21 protein-coding genes and 1 pseudogene are annotated in these 20,838 nt (G+C 63.6%); 8 read left to right on the top strand and 14 right to left on the bottom strand.

The window, feature by feature from the left end:
- The first annotated feature begins 80 nt into the window (after positions 1–80).
- Positions 81–614: a hypothetical protein gene (locus BSG09_RS13835; RefSeq protein WP_092934106.1), complete on the top strand. Its 534-nt coding sequence runs from the start codon at positions 81–83 to the stop codon at positions 612–614.
- Positions 615–628: 14 nt separating this feature from the next.
- On the opposite strand, the gene BSG09_RS13830 is transcribed toward BSG09_RS13835, so the two are convergent.
- Entirely contained in the window at positions 629–1,303 is a 675-nt protein-coding gene (locus BSG09_RS13830; protein WP_092934104.1) for an HAD family hydrolase, read from the bottom strand.
- Positions 1,304–1,538: 235 nt separating this feature from the next.
- Between BSG09_RS13830 and BSG09_RS13825 the strand changes: the two genes are divergently transcribed.
- The gene (locus tag BSG09_RS13825) at positions 1,539–2,396 is read left to right on the top strand and encodes an HFX_2341 family transcriptional regulator domain-containing protein (protein WP_092934102.1); all 858 of its coding nucleotides are present in this window, start codon (positions 1,539–1,541) and stop codon (positions 2,394–2,396) included.
- A 9-nt stretch (positions 2,397–2,405) separates the two neighbouring features.
- Here the strand turns inward: BSG09_RS13825 and BSG09_RS13820 are convergent, their stop codons facing one another.
- Entirely contained in the window at positions 2,406–2,924 is a 519-nt protein-coding gene (locus BSG09_RS13820) for a hypothetical protein (RefSeq protein ID WP_223174719.1), read from the bottom strand.
- A gap of 286 nt (positions 2,925–3,210) precedes the next feature.
- Here BSG09_RS13820 and BSG09_RS13815 point away from each other — a divergent pair, with 286 nt between their 5' ends.
- Complete coding sequence (locus BSG09_RS13815; protein WP_092934098.1) at positions 3,211–4,401, top strand: 3-dehydroquinate synthase II; 1,191 nt, start codon at positions 3,211–3,213, stop codon at positions 4,399–4,401.
- A 13-nt stretch (positions 4,402–4,414) separates the two neighbouring features.
- Here the strand turns inward: BSG09_RS13815 and BSG09_RS13810 are convergent, their stop codons facing one another.
- From BSG09_RS13810 to BSG09_RS13800, 3 genes are all read right to left on the bottom strand, one after another.
- Positions 4,415–4,846: a zinc ribbon domain-containing protein gene (locus BSG09_RS13810; RefSeq protein ID WP_092934096.1), complete on the bottom strand. Its 432-nt coding sequence runs from the start codon at positions 4,844–4,846 to the stop codon at positions 4,415–4,417.
- 167 nt (positions 4,847–5,013) lie between these two features.
- Complete coding sequence (locus BSG09_RS13805) at positions 5,014–5,688, bottom strand: type I 3-dehydroquinate dehydratase (protein WP_092934094.1); 675 nt, start codon at positions 5,686–5,688, stop codon at positions 5,014–5,016.
- 69 nt (positions 5,689–5,757) lie between these two features.
- Complete coding sequence (locus BSG09_RS13800) at positions 5,758–6,738, bottom strand: transcription initiation factor IIB (protein ID WP_092934092.1); 981 nt, start codon at positions 6,736–6,738, stop codon at positions 5,758–5,760.
- A 218-nt stretch (positions 6,739–6,956) separates the two neighbouring features.
- Between BSG09_RS13800 and yjjX the strand changes: the two genes are divergently transcribed.
- The 3 genes from yjjX (at position 6,957) to BSG09_RS13785 (ending at position 8,707) form a co-directional block, all read left to right on the top strand.
- Positions 6,957–7,481, top strand: a complete 525-nt coding sequence (gene yjjX / locus BSG09_RS13795; protein ID WP_092934090.1) for an inosine/xanthosine triphosphatase — start codon at positions 6,957–6,959, stop codon at positions 7,479–7,481.
- A gap of 224 nt (positions 7,482–7,705) precedes the next feature.
- The gene (locus tag BSG09_RS13790) at positions 7,706–7,927 is read left to right on the top strand and encodes a DUF7123 family protein (protein WP_049911526.1); all 222 of its coding nucleotides are present in this window, start codon (positions 7,706–7,708) and stop codon (positions 7,925–7,927) included.
- Between the two features lie 117 nt (positions 7,928–8,044).
- Positions 8,045–8,707 (top strand): HAD family hydrolase, encoded by a 663-nt coding sequence (locus tag BSG09_RS13785; protein WP_092934088.1) that lies wholly within the window; start codon positions 8,045–8,047, stop codon positions 8,705–8,707.
- A 37-nt stretch (positions 8,708–8,744) separates the two neighbouring features.
- Here the strand turns inward: BSG09_RS13785 and BSG09_RS13780 are convergent, their stop codons facing one another.
- The 5 genes from BSG09_RS13780 to pyk all read right to left on the bottom strand — a co-directional run bounded on the left by BSG09_RS13780 (position 8,745) and on the right by pyk (position 13,937).
- Positions 8,745–9,362 (bottom strand): winged helix-turn-helix transcriptional regulator, encoded by a 618-nt coding sequence (locus BSG09_RS13780; protein WP_092934086.1) that lies wholly within the window; start codon positions 9,360–9,362, stop codon positions 8,745–8,747.
- Positions 9,363–9,709: 347 nt separating this feature from the next.
- Positions 9,710–10,885 carry an SPFH domain-containing protein gene (locus BSG09_RS13775; protein WP_092934084.1) on the bottom strand — a complete coding sequence of 392 codons (1,176 nt, stop codon included), beginning with the start codon at positions 10,883–10,885 and terminating at the stop codon, positions 9,710–9,712.
- Between the two features lie 69 nt (positions 10,886–10,954).
- On the bottom strand, positions 10,955–11,572 hold the full coding sequence (locus BSG09_RS13770) for an NfeD family protein (protein ID WP_092934082.1): 618 nt from the start codon (positions 11,570–11,572) through the stop codon (positions 10,955–10,957).
- 193 nt (positions 11,573–11,765) lie between these two features.
- Positions 11,766–12,092: a DUF7312 domain-containing protein gene (locus tag BSG09_RS13765; protein ID WP_092934080.1), complete on the bottom strand. Its 327-nt coding sequence runs from the start codon at positions 12,090–12,092 to the stop codon at positions 11,766–11,768.
- A gap of 87 nt (positions 12,093–12,179) precedes the next feature.
- Positions 12,180–13,937 carry a pyruvate kinase gene (gene pyk, locus BSG09_RS13760; protein ID WP_092934078.1) on the bottom strand — a complete coding sequence of 586 codons (1,758 nt, stop codon included), beginning with the start codon at positions 13,935–13,937 and terminating at the stop codon, positions 12,180–12,182.
- Positions 13,938–14,071: 134 nt separating this feature from the next.
- On the opposite strand from pyk, the gene BSG09_RS13755 reads away from it, so the two are divergent.
- On the top strand, positions 14,072–14,359 hold the full coding sequence (locus tag BSG09_RS13755; protein WP_092934076.1) for a GYD domain-containing protein: 288 nt from the start codon (positions 14,072–14,074) through the stop codon (positions 14,357–14,359).
- 83 nt (positions 14,360–14,442) lie between these two features.
- Here BSG09_RS13755 and BSG09_RS13750 read toward each other — a convergent pair whose 3' ends face one another.
- The 3 genes from BSG09_RS13750 to mfnA form a co-directional block, all read right to left on the bottom strand.
- The gene (locus tag BSG09_RS13750; RefSeq protein ID WP_092934074.1) at positions 14,443–15,207 is read right to left on the bottom strand and encodes a potassium channel family protein; all 765 of its coding nucleotides are present in this window, start codon (positions 15,205–15,207) and stop codon (positions 14,443–14,445) included.
- 119 nt (positions 15,208–15,326) lie between these two features.
- Positions 15,327–17,414, bottom strand: coding sequence for a methionine--tRNA ligase (metG, locus tag BSG09_RS13745; RefSeq protein WP_092934204.1), 2,088 nt, complete (start codon positions 17,412–17,414; stop codon positions 15,327–15,329).
- Positions 17,415–17,616: 202 nt separating this feature from the next.
- Positions 17,617–18,702 (bottom strand): tyrosine decarboxylase MfnA, encoded by a 1,086-nt coding sequence (gene mfnA, locus BSG09_RS13740; RefSeq protein ID WP_092934072.1) that lies wholly within the window; start codon positions 18,700–18,702, stop codon positions 17,617–17,619.
- A gap of 256 nt (positions 18,703–18,958) precedes the next feature.
- Between mfnA and gatD the strand changes: the two genes are divergently transcribed.
- A complete protein-coding gene (gene gatD / locus BSG09_RS13735) occupies positions 18,959–20,215 on the top strand; it encodes a Glu-tRNA(Gln) amidotransferase subunit GatD (RefSeq protein WP_092934070.1) in 1,257 nt (418 codons plus the stop codon).
- Between the two features lie 314 nt (positions 20,216–20,529).
- Here gatD and BSG09_RS13730 read toward each other — a convergent pair.
- Positions 20,530–20,838: pseudogene (locus tag BSG09_RS13730) on the bottom strand (IS5/IS1182 family transposase); the annotation flags it as partial.

Here is a 20,838-nt window from a genome sequence, read left to right as displayed (position 1 = left end):
TCACCGAAGAGCGATCGTAATCGAAGACATCTCGAGTTGACCGCGGAACACTTATTCGCCTCACGACACCTGTTTCGGGTATGGGAATCCTCGATCTAATGCTGGGAAAGACGAGCCCTGGGGAGCAGGGCATCGAAGGGCAATCGTACACGCTCCCGAAGGAGACACACGACTTCGTCTATCCCGTCGCGGTCCGGCGCGATGAACTGGAGGCGTTCGCCGAGCTCGTTGAGGCCGAAGCGGACGCGCCGCCGCTTACAGACGCCAGCAACGACCTCCAGTCGGTCTTCGACGGGCTGGTCGGTGAGGGCGGCGTCGACGCGACGGAACTGGCCGAGCAACTGCGCAAACCCCGGCAGGCGGTCGAACCGATGATCGAGACCTGGCAGGACGCGGTCGACCAAGACATCGGCGTCGTCTACGCTCGCATCGGTGCCCACGAGAACCTGCTGGCGTTCGTCCAGTTCTGTAAACAACGCGACGACGACGACAGTGATCCGTTCGAACTCCCCGAGAGCTTCACCGATGCGGCGGCGCTGCTCAAGCGCCTCGAGGAGGGAACCGATACGCAGTACCGCGCGCTGGTCCATACGGACCTCCTGCCCGAAAACTAGCCCAGGCCAGTTGCTCAGACGATCGTCTCGAGCCCCTCGAGCGACGCGAGTTCGTAGGTCGGCACGTGATCGCCGGGGCCGTCCTCGCGGCCGAGATCGAGCCAGGCCGAATCGAGCCCCATCGCGTTTGCACCCGCGATGTCGGCGTGGAGTGAGTCGCCGACGTGGATCGCCGCATCCGGCGTGACCTCGAGTTCGGTCAGCGCGTGTTCGAACGGTGCCGCGCTCGGTTTGGGAGCGATGCCGGCGCTCGGTTCGGTAAACACCCGCACGTCGAAGGCATCCTCGATACCGAGCGTCCGGAGCTTCTGGGTCTGTGTCGGCCGACCGCCGTTCGTGATGAGGCCGACCTGCCCTCGGTCGCGGGCGTGCTCGAGCGCGGTTTGCGCGCCGGGACGGAACTCGACGGCGGTTGGATCTCGCACTTCGAGGTACTCCGCGGCGAGCGTCGGCGCGATCTCCGTCTCGACGCCAGATCGAGTTGCGACTTCGGCAAAGAGGTGTTCGTAGAACTCGCGATCCGTCTCGGCGGTCGGCAGGTCGGGGACTGCGGCCCGCAGCTCTGCCGGCGTACAGAACTGCTCGTAGCCGGCGCGCTCGAACGTCGACGCGAGCAGGTCGGTGGCGTCCTGAGTCGGCTCACAGAGGGTGCTGTCGAGATCGAAACAGATCGCGTCGTAGGCGGCCATCTGTTCCGACGTAGGGCGGCGGGCGTTCTCAACGTTTCGCCGAGTGTGTCAACAAGGTATTACTGTTACCCCCACCGCCATCGAGAATACGTTGAAAGCCTTGTCGTCCCTTTCACTCCCACCCCGAAGATAGAACAGTCGGATAGCCGAACGTGCCAGTGGTCGGTCGGGTTCGACTCGAGTCACGACCATCGATTCCGGAGTTGTTATTTTTTCCTGACACACCTCTCGGGATATGGATATCGTCAAGCGCGTCCACGTCGTCCCGCTTGGCTACGAGTTCGATCGGATCCTCGAGCCGATTCGCGACCAGCGAGCCGATCTCGTCTATCTGCTCGAGGACGATCACGCGGTCCACGACCATGGGGACAGCGATCGACAGGATGGCCACATCGAGCGAAACGCAACCGCGACAGCCGAGTATCACGACGAGTTACGCGACGAACTCGAGTCGATCGTCCCGGAGGTTCGGACCTGGAAATGCGATCTGACGGACGTCTATGCGGTCCTCGGAGACGTGACGACGATCGCCGCGAAACACGCCGACGACCAGGTGTACGTCAATGTATCAGGAGCGGGGACGATCCCGGCGATCGGCGCGACGATTGCGTGTATGGACGTCTCGACTGACGCCCACGCATACTACGTCGACCCGTCGACGTACGCCCACGACGGGACGACCGAACCCGGCTCCTTCGGGGTCGACGAGATCGAGGGGATTCCGACCTACCCGATCGAGTCGCCGACACGCGATCAGGTCGCGATCATGGAGTTTCTGGCCGATCCTGACGCGTGGGAGGGATATCACGACGATCGGACGAGCCCACCGAAGAAGAAAGACCTCATCGAGTACGCTCGCGACCGGAACCTCTCGTTTATGGCCGACCGTCGCGCACCCGACGAGCGCGCCGGCGATGACAAGGGTGCGTTTCGGGTGCTAGATACCCACGTCCTCGAGCCGCTGGCCGATGACGGCTACGTCACGATCGAGTCCGTCGGCCGTCGGCGCGTCGTCGAGTTGACCGAGCGCGGCGAAAACGCCTACCGGGCGTTCCGACACAAACTCGGCGACGAGGCCAACTACATCCGGTAAGCGGCTCGCTTAGTTCTCAGTAGACACCAGTCCGTAGAGTTTCGTGCCGAGCCGGGCGAGTTCGAGGTCGGCCTCGAGTCGGTCGATGTGGTCACGAAGTGCCGCCGCGTCGAGCCCCGGGTACTCGCAGTCGGTGCGGGCGTCGAGGTGGCTGCTCGCGCGGGCGAGCAGGAAGGGCGCGGCGTCAGCGAGGTACGAGCCCGGAAGCTCGGGGCCAGCGCTGCGGCCACGCTCGACCGCGGCCAGGACCTCCTGGGCCACGATGAGCGTCCGCCGAAGCGAGCGGATCTCGTCGGCATCGGCAGGCGGACTCAGATACGTCGCCAACAACTCGTCGGCGTGGACGACACGCTCCGGATCGACATCGAACGTCGCCGCGATCCGGTCGCGGTCGGGTTCACCGACATCGGTGCGACGGGCGGCGAGCCGGACGGCACCCAAGACGGCAGCCGGGCGTCCGTACTCGAGGGTTGCCATCTCGCCTGCATGCTCGAAGGCTGCTCGCGCGACTGTGGCCGCAGCATCCACCTCGAGTCGGTGGGCGGCACAGTCGATCGTCAGTTCGGTGGGCGTCTCGAGGTGGCGCTGACCCGTATCGTATCGGTCGACCGATCAGATATTATCAACTTTGGAGAAAGTATCGGTACTTTCGTTACTATCAGAACTGTTGTCAGTTTTCGCTCGGCCGTGACGGGGCGACTGTGTCGACCGCTGTGTGCCTGCTGGCGTGTCGTGCATCCCTAGTCCGTGGCAGGAACCCATCGCACCTGCCCGATTCGCCACGTTCAAGCCGGTCCCCTTCGAGGATCGATTTATGACGCGAACTGTTTGGGTAAAAGCCGACGACACCGTCGGCGACTGGGACGACCGCCGGGCACGGATTACCGCCGCGCTCGAGGCGGGTGCAGACTGGGTACTGGTCGACGAAGACGATGTCGAGCGCGTCCGCGAACTCGGCGACATCAACGTTGCGGCGTTCCGGACCGACGGCGACGTAACGCTGGTCGACGACATCGACGACGCCGAGAGCGACGACGAGCAGTCGACACAGGCTGACGCCATCGTCGTCGGCAAAGACGGCGAAGGTGACGCGACGATCGATCTGCCGGAGGACTTTTCGGGCTCGGCGGACCTCTCGACGCTGCGCCGCGATGGTGACCTCGATCGTGGTGCGTACGTCCGCATCCTCGGCAAGGAGTACGAGCACTTCGCCGAGACCGCTGCCGATGAAGCCGACTACACGATCGTCGTCGGCGAGGACTGGACGATCATCCCACTCGAGAACCTGATCGCCCGTATCGGCGAGGAGACCGACCTCGTCGCGGGCGTCACCAGCGCAGAGGAGGCCAAGACGGCCTTCGAGACCCTCGAGATCGGCTCCGACGCCGTGTTGCTCGACTCTGACGACCCTGACGAGATCCGCAAGACGGTCGAGGTCCGCGACGAGGCCGCACGCGAGAGTCTCGACCTCGAGTACGCCGAAGTCCTCGACGTCGAGCGCGCGGGCAGCGCCGACCGGGTCTGTGTTGACACCGGCAACCTCCTCGAGCACGACGAGGGGATGCTCGTCGGCTCGATGAGCCGCGGGCTGGTTTTCGTCCACGCCGAAACGGCAGAATCGCCGTACGTCGCCTCGCGTCCCTTCCGGGTCAACGCAGGCGCGGTCCACGCCTACATCCGGACGCCCGACGGCGGAACGAAGTACCTCGCGGGCCTGCAAAGCGGTGACGAGGTACAGGTCGTCGACACCAACGGCAACACCCGTGAGGCTATCGTCGGCCGGGTCAAGATCGAACAGCGGCCGATGTTCCGGGTCGCACTCGAGACCGAAAACGGCGACCGGGTCGAGACGCTACTCCAGAACGCCGAGACGATCAAAGTCGCCGCCAAAGAGGGGCGCAAGGCTGTGACGGAGCTGGAAGCCGGCGACGAGATCCTGTTGTACTACGAGGATACGGCACGACACTTCGGCGAGGCCGTCGACGAGAGTATTATCGAGAAGTAACGGCTCGGCTCTCTCAGTTGTCTGTCTCCGATTCGGGCGCGTCAGGCTCGAGTCGCGTCGTACACCAGTGACAGAACTCGAGGTCCGGATCGACGTCTTTCCCACATTCGGGACAGGTCGTCCCGTCTGTGTTTCCGTCGCCGCCGGACGGATAGCCGAGTGCCCGAAAGGCCGCGTCGATCGTGGCAAACAGGGCGATAAACGAGAGGGAAAACTGTGCCATTGGATCCACGTCCGCGGCCATAGCGGTCGCCTGTGTGATGGCCTCGTCGTAACTCGTCGGTTCGGCGGCCGCGAGTTGCTCGATCGGGAGCAAGAAAGCACTCGCAGCGAGGAACAGACCAGCGAAAGCGGCGGCGCGAAGCCAGTCACGAGAGAGGACGTGACCCGCACCGGGTAAGATCACCGACAGACCGGCGGCGAGGATCGCGCGGAGCCATGTCATTGTCGGCTAGTGGGGGACCGCTGTCCTTAACATTCCGATTTCGGCTGTTTTTCATACTGCCGGACAGAACGGTGTGAAGCTCGGTCGCTCTGCGACGGCCGTCACCGGTGGAGACGGCCGCGAATCCGCGATCGACTTCGTATTGACTGCTGTCCGACAGTAGCAGCTCACTCGAGGTGTGCCACGAGCTCCGCGAGCGTTTCGAGGTCGTACTGCCCCGGCGCAGTGGCGTTTTCGGGGTCAACAGGTGCATACCCAATTTTCGATCCGTACACCGGTGCCACTGCTCGCGTGTGACTTCCCACTTCACCCATCGCCATCGTCGCGACGGTGTCCCCATGCGAGGTCAGCTGCTCGGTCGCCGACAGCAACGCGAGCGTATCCGCTTTCGATTCAGCCGTCACCGCCAGCTTTGCCACGTCTGCGTACTTGCCCGCCTCGGTCAGCGTCCGCACCAGCTCTTTCCGGGGCGGCGTCCCCTCGAAGTCGTGGACCGAGGCGACGATCGACACGTCGCGCTCGCGAGCCGTCTCGAGGAGCGCCTCGGCCTCGCCCTCGAGAATCGACTTGAGTTCGATGTCGATCGCTTCGACGGCCTCACACGCGGTCGCGTCGGCCAGCGCCTCGAGTCGACCCTCGTCTTTCGCTTCACCACCCTCCCAGTCAGCCCTGTTCGTCGCGAGGATCGGTAACTCGCCGTCGTAGGCCTCGAGCGCTGCCAGCGGCTCGTCAGCGAGGTCCATTCGGAATTCGACCGCATCGGCGTGCTCGCGGGCCGCCGGTTCATCCGAGAGGTCCGCCGTCGCTGCTGTGAGTACGAACGAGTCGAAATCAAGTCCCATTGCTACCGACTGGGACCGAGCGCGATAAAAACGGTATCGTTCCAGCGACGTGTAGTTCGACGACCGCGATTACGCCATCCCGATGGTCTCCTCGGCCTCGAGGAGCTCGTGGTACCGGTTGCGGATGGTGACTTCGGAGATGTCGGCGACGTCGGAGACGGCAGCCTGCGTGGTCTTTTCGTTAGTCAGCAGTGCGGCAGCGTAGACCGCGGCAGCCGCAAGGCCGACCGGGGACTTGCCGGAGTGAACGCCCTTCTCCTTGGCGTTCTGGAGCAGCGAGCGTGCGCGGTGTTCGGCTTCGTCGGAGAGCTCGAGCCCCGAGGCAAAGCGGGGGACGTAGCTCTCGGGGTCGGCCGGCTGGACCTCGAGACCGAGTTCGCGGACCACATAGCGGTAGGTGCGCGCGATTTCGTTTTTCTCGACGCGGGAGACGTCGGCGATCTCGTCGAGGCTCCGGGGGACGCCAGCCTGGCGGGCGGCGGCGTAGACACAGGCCGTCGAGACGCCCTCAATCGAGCGTCCCGGCAGGAGGTCCTCGTCGAGTGCGCGCCGATAGATGACCGACGCCGTCTCGCGGACGTTCGTGGGGAGGCCGAGTGCGGAGGCCATCCGGTCGATCTCGCCGAGTGCCTGTTTCAGGTTGCGTTCCTTGGAGTCACGCGTGCGGAAGCGCTCGTTCCACTTTCGCAGGCGCTGCATCTTCTCGCGCTGGCGCGAGCCAAGCGAGTTGCCGTAGGCGTCTTTGTTGCGCCAGTCGATGTTCGTCGAGAGCCCCTTGTCGTGCATCGTGTTGGTCGTGGGCGCGCCCACGCGGGACTTCTCGTTTTTCTCGGCGGCGTCGAACGCACGCCATTCGGGACCGCGGTCGACCGAGTCCTCCTCGACGACCAGCCCACAGTCTTCACAGACCGTCTCGCCGTGCTCGTCGTCGACGACGAGATGGCCAGCACATTCGGGACAGACCAGGTCCTCGTCCTCGGTTTCGGTCTCCTGTTCGTTCGTTTGGGGTTCGCTACGTCGTACTCTCGTGTTCGATGGTGCGTTAGTCATACGATGGCGAGTGCTGCCCGGCCGAACCGATCGCAAAAGCCCGGACGGATCCGTTACCTCCCACGTTCAGACACTCAAAGGATAAGGGTTTCGAAATCTCACCCAGATACCCCTCGAAAACGGGTAATTCGGGCAAAAGAGTATGATAAATAGAAACATTAAAGCATAGTATCGGTTCGAACCGGAGCCACCAACTGCCCGCCGTCCGAACGGCCGCTATGAAACTTGCAGTCGGGAGTACGAACCCGGTCAAGGTCGATGCAGTCGAGCGAACCCTCGAGTCATACGAGCCGACCGTCATCGCCGTCGACGTCGACTCCGGGGTGTGCGAACAGCCGTGGTCGATCGAAGAAACCGTCACTGGTGCCGAAACCCGCGCCCGGCGAGCGCTCGCAGCGACCGACGCCGACTACGGCGTCGGACTCGAGGGAGGGGTTGCGCGACTCGAGGGCGTGCCGGGACTCTCGTTGATCATGTGGGGAGCCGTGACCGACGGCGACAGAATTGAGCGTGGCAGTGGCCCGACGCTGCGGCTTCCTGACGGTGTCGCCGAGCAGGTCGAAGCCGGTGGGGAACTGGGGCCGGTGATGGACGACCTGCTCGGAACTGACGGCCTCGCCGAATCCGAAGGGGCCGCAGGTGCGCTGACGGCTGGACTGACCGACCGAACGCAGGCGCTCGGCGAGGCAGTTGCGTGTTCGATCGGTCCCTTCCTGACGGCGTATTACGACAGCGACGACTGATGTCGCGTGACGGTCGTGATATCGACCCGCTCACCCGTCGAGAACTATCACGACCAGGCGAGTGTCAGCGTTGCGAATGGTTTAACCGGCCGTACCAACGAAAGCTTTCCGACCGATTATTCGTCTCTTACTCGGTGGTGAAATCGCACGACTGCGGCCAGTTAACTGTGCGTACCAAACCCCCTAAGACCGTTCCTGTCGTTCATCTGTGTATGAGCACTGCAATGGCCCCTGACCTCACGAGCAAACAACAGCGGATTCTGGAGTACCTTCGGAACAATGCGGCGACGAAGACGTACTTCAAATCTCGCCTCATCGGCAAGGAACTCGGGATGACGGCGAAAGAGGTCGGGTCGAACATCACCGCCCTGCAGGAGGGCGACTACGACGTCGAAATCGAGAAGTGGGGGTATTCCTCGAGTACCACCTGGAAAGTCGACGTTTAACGCCACCCCGGCACCCGGTGCCATTTCAGCTCGTTTTTACCGATCGTTTCGGTCGTAGACGTCCGGCGACCAGCAACGCCGAACCCTCTTTTCGCGACACGCCATATATCCGGATAGATGACGCCGATACTGTTCGACATGGACGGGGTTCTCATCGAGGGACCACGGACCGATCCGCAGGTGTACGCTGACGCTTCCGACGCGGCCCTCGCCGAACTCGACGCCGAGCCGACGCCATCACAGCGCCGCGATTTCAGAAATCACGACGTCGAACGGATTCGAACACACTGCGAGGAACTCGGGATCGATCGAGCGCGGTTCTGGAAACTGAAAGAAACGTACGCCTCGAGTGGCACCCACGACCGCCTTCGGTCGGGTGAGCGTGGCATCTATGATGATGTTGACGCGATCCGTGAACTAAGCGACCGAACCACGACCGGACTCGTCACCAACAATCGCCACGAAACCGCTGCGTTCGTTGCAGAGTTCGTCGGGATCGATTTCGATGTCGTTCGCGGGCGCGAGCCGACGCTCGAGGGCTACGAACGTCGCAAGCCGGATCCCTACTATCTCGAGGAGGCACTTGCCGACCTTGGCGTCTCGGACGGGCTCTACGTCGGCGACTCCCCGAAAGACATCGTCGCCGGGCAAGCGGCAGGCCTCGAGACCGCGTTCCTGCGGCGGTCACACAACCGCGAGCGCGAGTGCCCACTGAACGCGACCTACGAACTCGAGTCGGTGACCGAGGTGCTGTCGGTCATCGACGAGCGAGAGTCATAGGTCGTTGTAAGCCGGTCTTACTGCTTCTAACAGCGTCTTAACCCCGGTAGTCGAGTAACTGATCTGCGTTACGGGCGAGGGCTCGTGCCCGATCGCCGAAGGAGTCGGCGTGACCGACGACCAGTATCAACACCGTCTCCGGGCGCTCGACGGCGTAGCCGTCGTCCCGCGAGAGGAGGCCGGCGTCCTCGAGTTGGCCAGCGTACTTGCTCACCGTCGGGGCCGACACGTCCAGCGCCTCGGCGAGGTCGCCAGCGGTGGCGTCGGGATTCGACAGGAGTTCGATGAGCATGCCACGCGGGGTCTCCCGTCGGAGATAGCCAAGCGCTCGTTTCTCGAACTCGTCGAACCGGCCGGCCGTGACGAATCGCTTGTAGTCGCCGTCGCGATAGCGCTCGATGACGCCCGCGTCCTCGAGTTGGCGCAGATGATGTTGGGTTTCGCCGGTGCCGAGTTGCAGATCGTCACGGATCTTCGAGAAGTGTGCCCCGGGTGTCGTCGAGAGATAGCCCGCGATCGCATCGCGAGCCTCGCTTTCACCCATCTTCGCCGTCGATGAACTCGAGCGGCCAATCAGCGGCGAGGCAGCACCGATAGCGGCAAACCGGCGCAGGGTCGCTCGTTTCTCGTCGTCGACCCCATCGGGCGATGTCATTTCGATACCTATAGTCCAGAACGGGGTGGCGCGTAAAACCGGTTTCGCTCCGCTTTGTTCACTGAAAGTGACTGATTTCGTCGCATGTGCGTTTCGGTAAGCGATGTTGAACCGCCGATCGGATCGGCAGCCAGTGTCTCCGCGCCGGCGTTAGACACGAACAGTGTGGAGAGGGAGGTCAGACTCTCGCGTCGCGCCGACGCCGTTACTACTGGCGGTAATCCACTGGGAGTATCGACGAGAGCGACGAGACAGCGGCGAAAACGGAGTAGTGCGAACCGATCTAAGCGAGGGGACACGCACGAACCGGCAACACGGGACAGCCGGTCACAGCATGACGTGGCCGCTCACTCGCTCGCGTCGTCCGCCTCGTCAACCGAACCGTCGGTCCCGCCATCGGTCTGTCCCGGGAACTCCTGATCCATCTCCTCGATGACCTCGTCGGGATCGGAGATCTCCGCGGGATCCTTGCCTTCTTTGATGGCTTGGGCCTCCTGTTCCATCGCCTCGACGTCCATATCCGCCTCCTGGTCGATTTCGCCGATGATCTCGGCGATATCGTCGAGTCCGATCAGTTCGCGCGTCTCCTCGTCGAACTCGCGGCTCTCGAGTTCTGCGCCGTCCCCTTCGACGTCGCTGCCCGAGAGGTGCTTGCCGTAGCGGCCGACCAGTGAGGTGAGTTCCTGGGGCATGACGAACGTCGTCGATTCGCCCTGGCCGATGTCGGCCAGCGTCTCCATGCCCTTGTCGATGACGGCGCGTTCACCCATCGACTCGGCCGAGCGCGCACGCAAGACAGTCGAAATCGCGTCACCCTGCGCTTCGAGGATCTGGCTCTGTTTCTCACCCTGGGCGCGGATGATCTCACTCTGTTTGTCACCCTCCGCTTTCTCGACGGCACTGCGGCGTTCACCCTGTGCCTCGAGGATCATGGCACGGCGTTTCCGCTCGGCGGAGGTCTGTTGTTCCATCGCGCGCTGGACGTCCTTCGAGGGGTTGACCTCGCGGACCTCGACGGACTCGACACGGATCCCCCACTCGTCGGTGGGTTCGTCGAGTTCCTCGCGGATGCGCGCGTTGATCTCTTGGCGTTTGTTCAGCGTGTCGTCGAGTTCCATGTCACCCAGCACAGCACGCAGCGTGGTCTGGGCGAGATTCGAGACGGCGCGCTTGTAGTCGTCGACCTGGAGGAAGGCCTTCTTCGCGTCCATCACCTTGATGTAGACGACGGCGTCGGCGGTCACCGGCGAGTTGTCCCGCGTGATCGCTTCCTGTCGGGGGACGTCTAACGTCTGTGTTCGCATGTCGAACCGGTAGGTGTTCGAGACGAACGGCGGGATGAAGTTGATCCCCGGCTCCAGGAGCTTGCGGTACTCACCGAAGACCGTGAGGGCGCGTTTCTCGTAGGCGTCGACGATCTCGATCGCGCTCAACAACGCAGCGACAACGAGAACGAGGACGAGGGCACCGACGAGCAACAGGGCAGTGCCGGCGGTTTGCAGTGGAACCAATGGTATCTCCATATTTCGGAGTTACGACGGCGGGGAGAAAAGCGTTCCCTTGTTTCAGCAACATATGCGCGAGAATGTCACTCAATTTCCCGACCGTTCCGTCTCGGTTTCGGGCTCTCGCTCGTCGTCACCATCGTCGGTTCGTTCACTATCGAGTTGGGCGGCGGAATCGTGCTCGGACTCGGACGACTCGTCCATCCGTGCGAGCGCACGATCGATTTCGTCTTCACCGAGTGCCTCGAGCGATTCGACCGTGAGTACGTTCCCACCGCCTGGGTCGAGGACGATGACCTCCTTTCCCTCCGCGATCGTGCCGTCGGTCGTCCGCGCGCTGAAGTAGGGCGCGAAGCCGCCGCCGTCGAGTTTGACCTCGCCATCGCGGGCCGTAACGGTCTCGGTGACATAGCCCGTCCGGCCGGCAAGCGAGTCCGAGTCCGTCGTCCGGGCCGTTCCTTTCCCGCCGTAGAAGTCGAACTCCCGGTAGACGTAGGCCGCAGCGAGCCCGATCACGAGCGTCAATGCAGCCAAGATGAACGGGCTCGCTGCGGGCGGGAAGACCATGCCAACGAGACCGGCACCGACCAGCGCGATCCCGATGACGATGAGGTGGGCACCGGGCGAGATGGCCTCGAGGACCATCAACACGAGCCCCACAACGAGCAACAGCAGTGGGATGTTCCCGACGAGGGATTCGACCATATGCGGGGATTAGGCCTTGTGCCGATTAAATGTTTACCGCACGAAAGAAGTGAGATAATCGGTCGAGTGCCGAACGGCCACGAGTTGGTGACTGCCATTCCCCGGACGATTCATACAGGCACCACCCAGTCAGTTTCGGCGCACCCGCGACCCGTCATGCGGGTGCGACGGGACAGCGTGACAGCAGACCGTCTCAGCCGAGCGGCAGCATCAACAATCGAGCGATGACGAGCACCATCATGATCGCACCCAGCAGGACGAACAGCGCGTTCTCGAGGTCGGGATCACCGGGTTCGATCGGCGTCGAGCTGGCTTCGGGTGTATATCCGTTCGACTCGGTCGCGGCCGCGTCATCGTCGTCGCTCCCAGAGAGATCGAGCGGGATCCGATCGTCGTTGGCTCGCTCGACGCGATCGGCTGGACTCGAGTCGGACGCCGGTCCGCTGTCCTGGTTCGCCGTCGACGACTCGTTCCATCGATCGGCGGCGTCGTCGCCGGGTCCGGACGGCTCGGATACCATACGCGGCTATACTGGCCGGGGCGTCAAAAACCCGCGGTCCAAGCCGGCAGCGACGTGCGGCGGGAAATCCGATGGTGACCGACAGTATCAGGCTCGCTCGTGTCGGTCCCCAATATCGCCGCCGTAGACGACGCCGTGTTCGGCATCGAGGGTTACCGGTTCGCCATCGGTGAGTGCCGAGATCTCAGCATCGCTGACCATCGGGATTCCCAGTTCACGAGCGACCAGCGCCGGATAGCCGGTCATGCCTCGTTCGGCGTTGACGATGCCGCCGAGCCGGCTCGTCTCGCCCGAAAACTCCTCGTCGAAGTCGGCTGGCAGTGCGACGATAGCCCCGTCGGGCACCACCGAGAGATCGCCGTCCGACAGGTGGACGACGGGACCGGTCGCCCGGCCCTCGACGACCACCTGGCCGGTGGTCAGCGTGTCGGCTGCGACGTGGACTTTCAGCATGTTCGTCGTGTTCGCCCCCTCGAGATCGGTCATCATTCCACAGAGGACGACGACGGTATCGCCGCTTTCGGCGACGCCGGCGTCCAGAGCGGCCTGGACAGCGTTTTCGACGACGGCGTCAGCCCCCTGTCCCGAGACGTCGGCGTACAGCGGCGTCACACCCCAGCTCAGCGCAAGCTGGCGGCGCACCGCCTGGCTTGGCGTCGAGGCGACGACCGGGACACCGGGGCGGTACTTGGCCGTCTTCAGCGCCGTGTAGCCCGACTCGGTCGCGGCCACGACCGCGTCCGCGTCGATGTCCCGCGCAAGGAATCGCGCCGACCGCGCAAGGGCGTCCGTTCGCGCCTCGCCCGAGGCGGGAACGCGTTGCTCGAGTAACTCGTCGTACTCGTCGGATTCTTCGACCTGTCGGACGATACTGTCCATCGCGTCGACGACGGCCACGGGATGGTCGCCGACTGCCGTTTCGGCCGAAAGCATGACTCCATCGGTGCCGTCGAGGACGGCATTTGCGACGTCCGAGGCCTCCGCGCGCGTCGGGCGGCGCGCGTGGACCATCGAGTCGAGCATCTCCGTCGCCGTGATAACCGGTCGCCCCGCCTCGCGGCAGGTGCGGATGATCCGTTTCTGGATCATCGGGACGTCCTCCATCGGACACTCGACGCCGAGGTCGCCGCGTGCGACCATTACGCCGTAGGCAGCGTCGATGATTTCGTCCATGTTCTCGACCGCCCCAGCGCGTTCGATCTTCGCGATGATCGGGATGTCCGCCCCCAGGTCCTCGAGCACTTCGCCGACCTCGTAGACGTCCTCGGCGTCCCGGACGAAACTCGCCGCGACGAAGTCGACGCCCTTCTCGGCTGCGAGCTCGAGGTCTTTCCGGTCAGATTCCGTAACGACATCCAATCCGAGTTCGACACCGGGGACGTTGACCCCCTTGCGGCCGCCCAGTTCGCCGCCAGTGTCGACGCGGGCGCAGACCCCGTCGTCGCCAGTCTCGAGGACGGTCGTCTCGATCAGACCGTCATCCAGCAGGATGCGGTCACCCGGCTCGACGGCATCGATCGGCAACGAGAGTCCGACCGTCTCGGGAGTTGCCTCGTCGCCGTCGACGAACCGGATTTCGGAGCCAGTCTCGAGCGTCACGGTCTCGCCCTCGGGTAGGGGTGCGGTCCGGATCTCCGGTCCCTGTGTGTCGAGCATGACCGCGACGGGTTCGGCTCGCTCTTCATCGACGGCGCGGACGTGATCGATCAGTGCCGCGCGATCCTCGCGAGTCCCGTGGCTCGCGTTCAGACGTGCGACAGACATTCCGGCCGCGGCGAGGTCCCGGATCGTCTCCCGGTCGTTCGACGCTGGCCCCAGCGTACAGACGATCTTCGCGTTTCTCATACCGGGAGCTACCGCCAGCACCCCCTAAAAGATGGTCACTTACTCGTGTTCGAGTAGCTGTCCATCTCCCGCCGACCATCACCCCGTCGTCTGCCACGCCAACCGTTTTTTGCGGATCGCCCTTCCGACGTGACATGCCAACCTACGCGACGCTCGTCGATCTCGACGACCGTGAGATCCAGAACGCACAGGAACTCGCCTCGGTCTGGGGCGAAATTCGAACGGAGTTCGAAACACACGGAGCGGACCTGCGAGACGCCTACGCCGCCCTCGGCGAGTACGACTTCCTCATCGTCTTCGAGACCGATGACAACGAGGCAGCGTTCAAGTCGGCACTGACGCTCCACCGCCACGGCCTCGAGGGGAAGACGATGGAGGTCATCCCGACTGAGGACCTCTCACAGGTCGTCGACGAGGTGTGATTCGTACGGTCTGCTGTCAGTCAGTCCCGGTGCACCCACGATCGTCCTGCGGGTACACCGGAAACCAGTGACAGGAAACCGTATCAGTCCGCCGGCCGCTCGAGCAGCCGGGTCACGCGCTCGCCGCTGACGACTTCGGGGATGATGACTGCGTCAGCACCGGCTTCCTTCGCGACGGACTCGTACATCTCCTCGCCGACGCGAACGATGATTTCGGGCGCGTCGGTCGCCGTCCCGCTGACGACCGCGATCTGGATATTGACGTTCGAGTCGTCGATCGCGGCGACGAGTTTCGTCGCTCGCTCGACGCCCGCAGCCCGTAGCGTCTGTTCCTGTCTGGCGTCGCCCTCGACGAGGAGATGGCCGTCTGCTCGGACGCGTTCCGCGGTGTCCTCGTCGTGCTCGATGACGACGACCGTTCGGCCGGCCTCGGCCAGCCGGTTGGCGATCGTTCGTCCGAACATGCCGTATCCACAAACGATAACATGTTCGTCGCTGTCGTCGATTCGTCGTTGCATTGTTGCTCGTGATACCTCCGTTGGAATCCGCCCGCCGAACGTCTCGGTGACGACCGTTTCGCCGATCCACAGCCCCGAGAGGACGAGTCCGGCCGTCACCACGATGGCGTAGGCCTTCGTCGCTCGCTCTGCACCGGCGTGCTCCTGGAAGTGCAGTTCGATGCTCGTCAGATCGACCAGCCAGAACGTCGCTTCGAGGAGACCGACACCGCCGAGAACCGAGAAGCCGACGATGCCGGCGACGACGACCGCGGTGAAACAGCCGATCGGGACCAGCACCCGTCGCAGGACAGGTCGCCCTGCGAGGTGGGAAACGAATCCTCGGTGCACAACTGAGGCATGATACCAGCCCACATATTTCTATCCGTTGGCGCAAACGTTAGTCGATCCGCACGGCTAACGCGACGACCCCGTCCGATATCGGCAAAAATTCGACGAACAGGACGCCGTTACTGGATCTTCTCGCCGAGCGCGGCGTCGCCGTGAGTCGTCAGCAGGTCCGCCTCGTCGCCCGCTGCGAGGATCATCCCGTTGGATTCGACGCCGAACAGTTCCGCAGGTTCCATGTTCGCGAGCAGCACGCATCGCGTTCCCGGCAGTTCCTCGAGATCGTGGAGTTGCTTGATCCCGGCGACGACCTGGCGGGTCTCGAAACCGATGTCGACCTCGAGTCGCGCGAGGTCGTCTGCACCCTCGATGCCCTCGGCCTCAACGATCTCGCCGACGCGAATGTCAAGTTCCTGGAAGTCCTCGAATCCGATCCGGTCCTCGAGCAGCGGCTCGAGGTCGTCCGTGTCTGTCATAGCGTCGGCTTCGCCCGCCGCGGTGTCGTCGCTTTCGGTTTCGTCCTCGTCGTCATCGTCGGTTGCGGCGGCTGCGACGCGTTCCTCGAGTTTGGCGGTCAGTTCCTCGACGCGTTCGTCTTCGATCTTTGCGAAGAGTTCGCCGGGTTCCTCGAAGGACTGTGGTGGGGCCGCGAGTGCCTCCTCGAGGTCGGCATCGCCGATCTCGCCGTCCTCGCCGATCTGTGTCCACAGGGCCTGTGCCTTGTCCGGCGTGATCGGCTCGAGGATGACGGCGACGGCCTTGGCGATCTGGACGCAGTCGCGGATGACCTGTGCGGCCTCCTCGGGGTCGTCGTCGGTGAGCTTCCAGGGTTCGTTGCGCTGGATGTACTCGTTGCCGAACTGGGCAAGCTGGGTCGCTGCCTGGCCGACCCCGCGCATGGAGTAGTCGTTGACGTGCTCGCGGACGTCGGCGATCGCTTCTTCGATATGTTCCTCGACCTCCGCGGAGACGTCCGCGTCGGGGGTGCCCTCGTAGTTGCGGTAGGCAAACAGCAGCGAGCGGTACCAGAAGTTGCCCACGGTGCCGACGAGTTCGCCGTTGACTTTCTCCTGGAAGGCTTCCCACGAGAAGTCGACGTCCTGCTGGAGACCGCCGGTCGTCGTCAGGTAGTAGCGCAGCAGGTCGGGATGGAATCCTTCTTCGAGGTACTCTTTCGCCCAGATCGCGCGATTCCGGCTGGTCGAAAGCCCCTTCCCGTTGATCGTGATGAAACCGGTCGCGGCGATCCCACGCGGTTTGTTGTAGCCTGCGCCCTCGAGCATCGCCGGCCAGAAGATCGTGTGGTGCTGGATGATGTCCCGGCCGATGATGTGCATGATCTCGCCGTCGCCTTTCCAGACCTGCTCCCAGTCGAAGTCGTCGTCGCGCTCGGCGTACTGCTTCGAACTCGAGATGTACTCGATCGGCGCGTCGACCCAGACGTAGAGGACGAGGTCGCTCTCGCCGCCGGGATAGTCGATCCCCCAGTCCATGTCGCGGGTGATACACCAGTCCTGCAGGCCGTCTTCGATCCACTGTCGGGGCTGGTTGCGCGCGTTCGAGGTCCCCTCGAGGTCGTCTAAGAAGTCGGTGAGGAAGTCGGCGAACTCCGAGACCTCGAAGAACTTGTGGGTCCGCTCGCGATACTCCGCGGGGTTGCCCGTGATCGTACTCGTTGGATCTTCGACCTCGCCCGGCTCGAGGTGACGCTGACAGCCCTCGTCACACTCGTCGCCGCGGGCTTTTGCGCCACAGTAGGGACAGGTACCCTCGACGTAGCGATCGGGCAGATACTGGTCGGCATCGGGGTCGTAGGCGACCTGAATCTCTTTCTCGTAGATGTAACCCTCTTCGTCCAGCGTGCGGACGATATCTTGCGTCGTCTCGACGTTCGTCTCGTCGTGGGTGTGGCCGTAATTGTCGAAGTCGACGTTGAACTGCGGGAACGTCTCCTCGTACTGGTGGTGCCACTCGAGCGCGAAGTCCTCGGGCTCGACGCCCTCCTGTTCGGCGTTGACGGCGACCGGCGTGCCGTGCATGTCCGACCCGCAGACGTAGATCGAGTCCTGACCAAGCGTCTGCAGTGCGCGGTTGAACGCGTCTGCGCCGATGTACCCCCGCAGGTGACCGATGTGCAGGTCGCCGTTGGCGTAGGGCAACCCGCAGGTCACGACGGCGGGTTCGTCCGTCGGAAACTCGTCGTTGCTCATGATCGTCACGATGGGACGGCGGGCGTAAAACCCGCCGGTTTCGATCGTCCGGCTGCGGTTGCACTCATTTGGTCTGCCGAGCAGCGGTAGTGTCGACACTGCGTGTCCACCCTTGGTATCAGTATGAGCGGCCGCAGAGCTCACTATGGGTCCAAGCCGTCCCTAAGAATAGACTTCGGCGGCTCGTGTGACGTCTCTCCGGTCAATCGTCGCTCGCGACGGGAACGCTCGCCCGCACCTCGAGCCGGTCGAGATCGCCGACGAACGACGCCAGCATCTCGCGGGTGACGTGGGGCATACAGACGACCCGCAGCTCACCGGTGGCAGTCCGCGAAATGCGCCAGCCCTTCGCTCGCAGTGCGTCGAACGTCGACCGGGGCACGTCGGCCGCGACCAGCGGTAAGGTCGGATCGGCGACCCGGTAGCCACGTTTCTCTAGGGCATCGGCGAGCCACTCGGCGTTGTTCTGTGACCGGATGTACTGGCTGCGATAGCCAGCGGGCCAGAGTTCTTCGATCGCCGCGACGGCGCTTGCGACGCCCGCACCCGAGCGGGTACCCGTCAGCGTCGCCTGCGAGGTCGACTCGAGATAGGGCGTGTCGACGGCGAGTTCGTCGAGCAGGTCCGGCGAACGCACGAGCAACCCGCCCGAGGGCACCGCGGCCTGACCCATCTTGTGGGGATCGATGGTCATCGTGTCGACGGCGGCGTGACCGAAGTGCCACTCGTAGTCGGTAAAGGGGAGCACGAACCCGCCCCAGGCAGCGTCGACGTGGAGCATGGCGTCGGCCGAGTGGGCGATCTCGCCGAGGGCCGGAATCGGATCGACGCGGCCGTACTCGGTCGTCCCCGCGACGCCGACCACCAGCGCCGTATTCTCGTCGACACTGGCACGGACCGCCTCGAGGTCGGCTCGATGCCGGTCGTCGGTCGGGACGATCCGGAGTTCGACGCCGAGCAGATCGGCAGCCTTCTGAAAGCTGAAGTGGCCGGACTCCGGCATGACGACGTTTGGCGTCCGACTGTCGGTCCGCTCGCGGGCGATGCGAACGGCCTGAATGTTCGCTTCCGTGCCGCCGCTGGTAATGTAGCCAGCCGGGTCGTCGAGACCTGCGATCTCGCCCAGTAAGGCAACGGCGTCGTCCTCGAGCGCCGAGACGTTCGGATACGTGCCTGGATCACCGGGATTCGTCGCGAGAAACCGCTCGGCCGCGTCGCGCGCCGCCGGGTGGGGTTCCGTACACATCGACGAGAGAACCCGGTCGAACGCTTGCGGCTCGATTTGCATATCACGTATGTAAACGGTCGTCGGTTTATTTGTTGCGTTTGACGACGTTTCTCGACGGCAGCCGTTTCGACACTGCCGCGGACTGGACGTTCGGTGAGTAATCGAGAGTCACCACTGACCAGTTCTGTCTGCCCGATCGCATGACAGCTCTCCAGTCAGTGTGTCACGCAGTTGGTGTGGGACCTGCCACCCGACGGCGTCAGGTCACGCCGGCCGAAAGCGTGCCTTCAAGTCCGCCGCCGCGCAACGCCTCCCTATGAACCCAGGCGACCGCGTCCGCGTCGACCGCGCGGATCGCACGTACGAAGGCGTGTTGCTCCCCTCGAGTACGGATGACCACCTCGTGGTGAAACTCGAGGGCGGCTACAACGTCGGCGTCGATCGCGACGGTGCCGACGTCGACGTCCTCGCCGAAGACGTCTACGAGATCGATGGGACGGACTCGACGGGGGCTGACGAGGGCGAAAGTTCCGAAATCGAGTTCGACGACGACCTGCCGACGATCTCGCTGATTTCGACTGGCGGGACGATCGCCTCGACGGTCGACTACCGCACTGGCGCGGTGACAGCACAGTTCGACGCTGAGGACGTCCTGCGCGCCGTTCCCGACCTCGCAGGCCGGGCGAACTACCGCGGCCGCGTCGTCGCCAATATTCTCTCGGAGAACATGGAACCGCCGCTGTGGCAGGACCTCGCACAGGCAGTCTACGAGGAGATCGAGGCCGGTGCCGACGGCGTCGTCGTCATGCACGGCACCGACACGATGCAGTACTCCGCGTCGGCGCTCGCGTTCATGCTCGAGACGCCAGTCCCGATCGTCTTTACGGGCTCGCAGCGCTCGGCCGACCGGCCCTCGTCGGACAACGTCATGAACGCCGTCTCGGCCGTCGAGGCAGCCAAAAGCGACTGTGCGGAGGTCATGGTCTGTATGCACGCCTCCGAATCGGACGACGCCTGTGCGCTCCATCGCGGGACTCGCGTGCGAAAGAATCATACTTCGCGCCGGGACGCCTTCGAGACCATCGGCGCGAAGCCGCTCGGCGAAGTCGACTACGAAAGCGAGGAGATCACGTTCCGACGCGACTACCAACAGCGCGGCGCTGTCGATCTCGCGATCGAACCCGAGCTCGAAGACGACGTCGAACTCGTCAAATTCACGCCCGGGATGGACCCTGCGTTCCTCGACATCGCCGAGGGCAGCGAGGGGCTGATCGTCGAGGGAACCGGCCTCGGCCACGTTCACACCGACCTCATCCCGCGACTCGAGGAACTGATCGCGGACGGCACGACGGTCGTCATGACCAGCCAGTGTCTCGAGGGCCGGGTCTGTGATCGGGTCTACGACACGGGTCGTGACCTGCTCGAGGCAGGGGTCATCGAAGCCGGCGATACGCTGCCGGGAACGGCCAAAGTCAAGCTGATGTGGGCACTCGAAAACAGCGCGGACGTCGAAGAGGCGATGGAAACGTCGCTTGCGGGCGAGCTTCAGGTGCGGTCGGTACCCTGGGAGTAGGCGACGGGCCGTCCGAGCGAGAAACCACGCCTCACTGCCTTCCGTCGAAATACCCCCGCAGTCCCTCGTATATTCCCTCGACGAGTCTGTACAGAACGATCAACATCAGGAGGGCGATTACGAGTTCGGTTAGTTCCATATCTGTCACGTCATCACCGTCCTATAATATCGTTCTCAGTCATATCGCCGACACGAATCCGCTTGTCTCTTTCTCGACGGTCTGCGAACCGATTTCACGGAGAACAATGCACACTCGTCACCCGCCTATCCAGTTATCCAGCAAAGTGCTCTGTTGAATAGATGCTGAATCACGGTTACAGCGGCTCACACAGCGATTCTATATTGATGAGGGCGAACATCAAGACAATTTCACGGAACTGGCGATACCAGCCCAGCGCTCGCACGGCGTCGCCGAGCGAGCGCTTCGTTGTTGAGTACGAGGTTTCGGCCATCCAGCGCTGAGAGTATCCTTTTGCCCGGATGAGCGCGTTGTTCATGACTGCATTCGGTGATGAGCCGCGGTAGTGAACAAGGTACTCAACGTCAAGTGCGGAGATTTCGTACTCAGTGTGCCAGTCTTGGAACGCGTTGTCGGCAACCACGGACTGCAGGTCGTCCGCGTT

It is taken from the genome of Natrinema hispanicum (assembly GCF_900111485.1).
Taxonomy (GTDB): domain Archaea; phylum Halobacteriota; class Halobacteria; order Halobacteriales; family Natrialbaceae; genus Natrinema; species Natrinema hispanicum_A.
The sequence above is the reverse complement of the archived record's forward strand: the minus strand, read 5'-3'. Positions and strand labels throughout refer to the sequence as shown.

Coding starts and splice junctions, on each gene's coding strand:
- BSG09_RS13770 (WP_092934082.1), bottom strand. CDS start 11,572: ATGGTCGAATCCCTCGTCGGGAACATCCCACTGCTGTTGCTCGTTGTG.
- BSG09_RS13825 (WP_092934102.1), top strand. CDS start 1,539: ATGGATATCGTCAAGCGCGTCCACGTCGTCCCGCTTGGCTACGAGTTC.
- BSG09_RS13835 (WP_092934106.1), top strand. CDS start 81: ATGGGAATCCTCGATCTAATGCTGGGAAAGACGAGCCCTGGGGAGCAG.
- BSG09_RS13790 (WP_049911526.1), top strand. CDS start 7,706: ATGGCCCCTGACCTCACGAGCAAACAACAGCGGATTCTGGAGTACCTT.
- BSG09_RS13755 (WP_092934076.1), top strand. CDS start 14,072: ATGCCAACCTACGCGACGCTCGTCGATCTCGACGACCGTGAGATCCAG.
- BSG09_RS13805 (WP_092934094.1), bottom strand. CDS start 5,688: ATGGGACTTGATTTCGACTCGTTCGTACTCACAGCAGCGACGGCGGAC.
- BSG09_RS13830 (WP_092934104.1), bottom strand. CDS start 1,303: ATGGCCGCCTACGACGCGATCTGTTTCGATCTCGACAGCACCCTCTGT.
- BSG09_RS13775 (WP_092934084.1), bottom strand. CDS start 10,885: ATGGAGATACCATTGGTTCCACTGCAAACCGCCGGCACTGCCCTGTTG.
- yjjX (WP_092934090.1), top strand. CDS start 6,957: ATGAAACTTGCAGTCGGGAGTACGAACCCGGTCAAGGTCGATGCAGTC.
- BSG09_RS13800 (WP_092934092.1), bottom strand. CDS start 6,738: ATGACTAACGCACCATCGAACACGAGAGTACGACGTAGCGAACCCCAA.
- BSG09_RS13765 (WP_092934080.1), bottom strand. CDS start 12,092: ATGGTATCCGAGCCGTCCGGACCCGGCGACGACGCCGCCGATCGATGG.
- BSG09_RS13815 (WP_092934098.1), top strand. CDS start 3,211: ATGACGCGAACTGTTTGGGTAAAAGCCGACGACACCGTCGGCGACTGG.
- BSG09_RS13780 (WP_092934086.1), bottom strand. CDS start 9,362: ATGACATCGCCCGATGGGGTCGACGACGAGAAACGAGCGACCCTGCGC.
- pyk (WP_092934078.1), bottom strand. CDS start 13,937: ATGAGAAACGCGAAGATCGTCTGTACGCTGGGGCCAGCGTCGAACGAC.
- gatD (WP_092934070.1), top strand. CDS start 18,959: ATGAACCCAGGCGACCGCGTCCGCGTCGACCGCGCGGATCGCACGTAC.
- BSG09_RS13810 (WP_092934096.1), bottom strand. CDS start 4,846: ATGACATGGCTCCGCGCGATCCTCGCCGCCGGTCTGTCGGTGATCTTA.
- mfnA (WP_092934072.1), bottom strand. CDS start 18,702: ATGCAAATCGAGCCGCAAGCGTTCGACCGGGTTCTCTCGTCGATGTGT.
- metG (WP_092934204.1), bottom strand. CDS start 17,414: ATGAGCAACGACGAGTTTCCGACGGACGAACCCGCCGTCGTGACCTGC.
- BSG09_RS13785 (WP_092934088.1), top strand. CDS start 8,045: ATGACGCCGATACTGTTCGACATGGACGGGGTTCTCATCGAGGGACCA.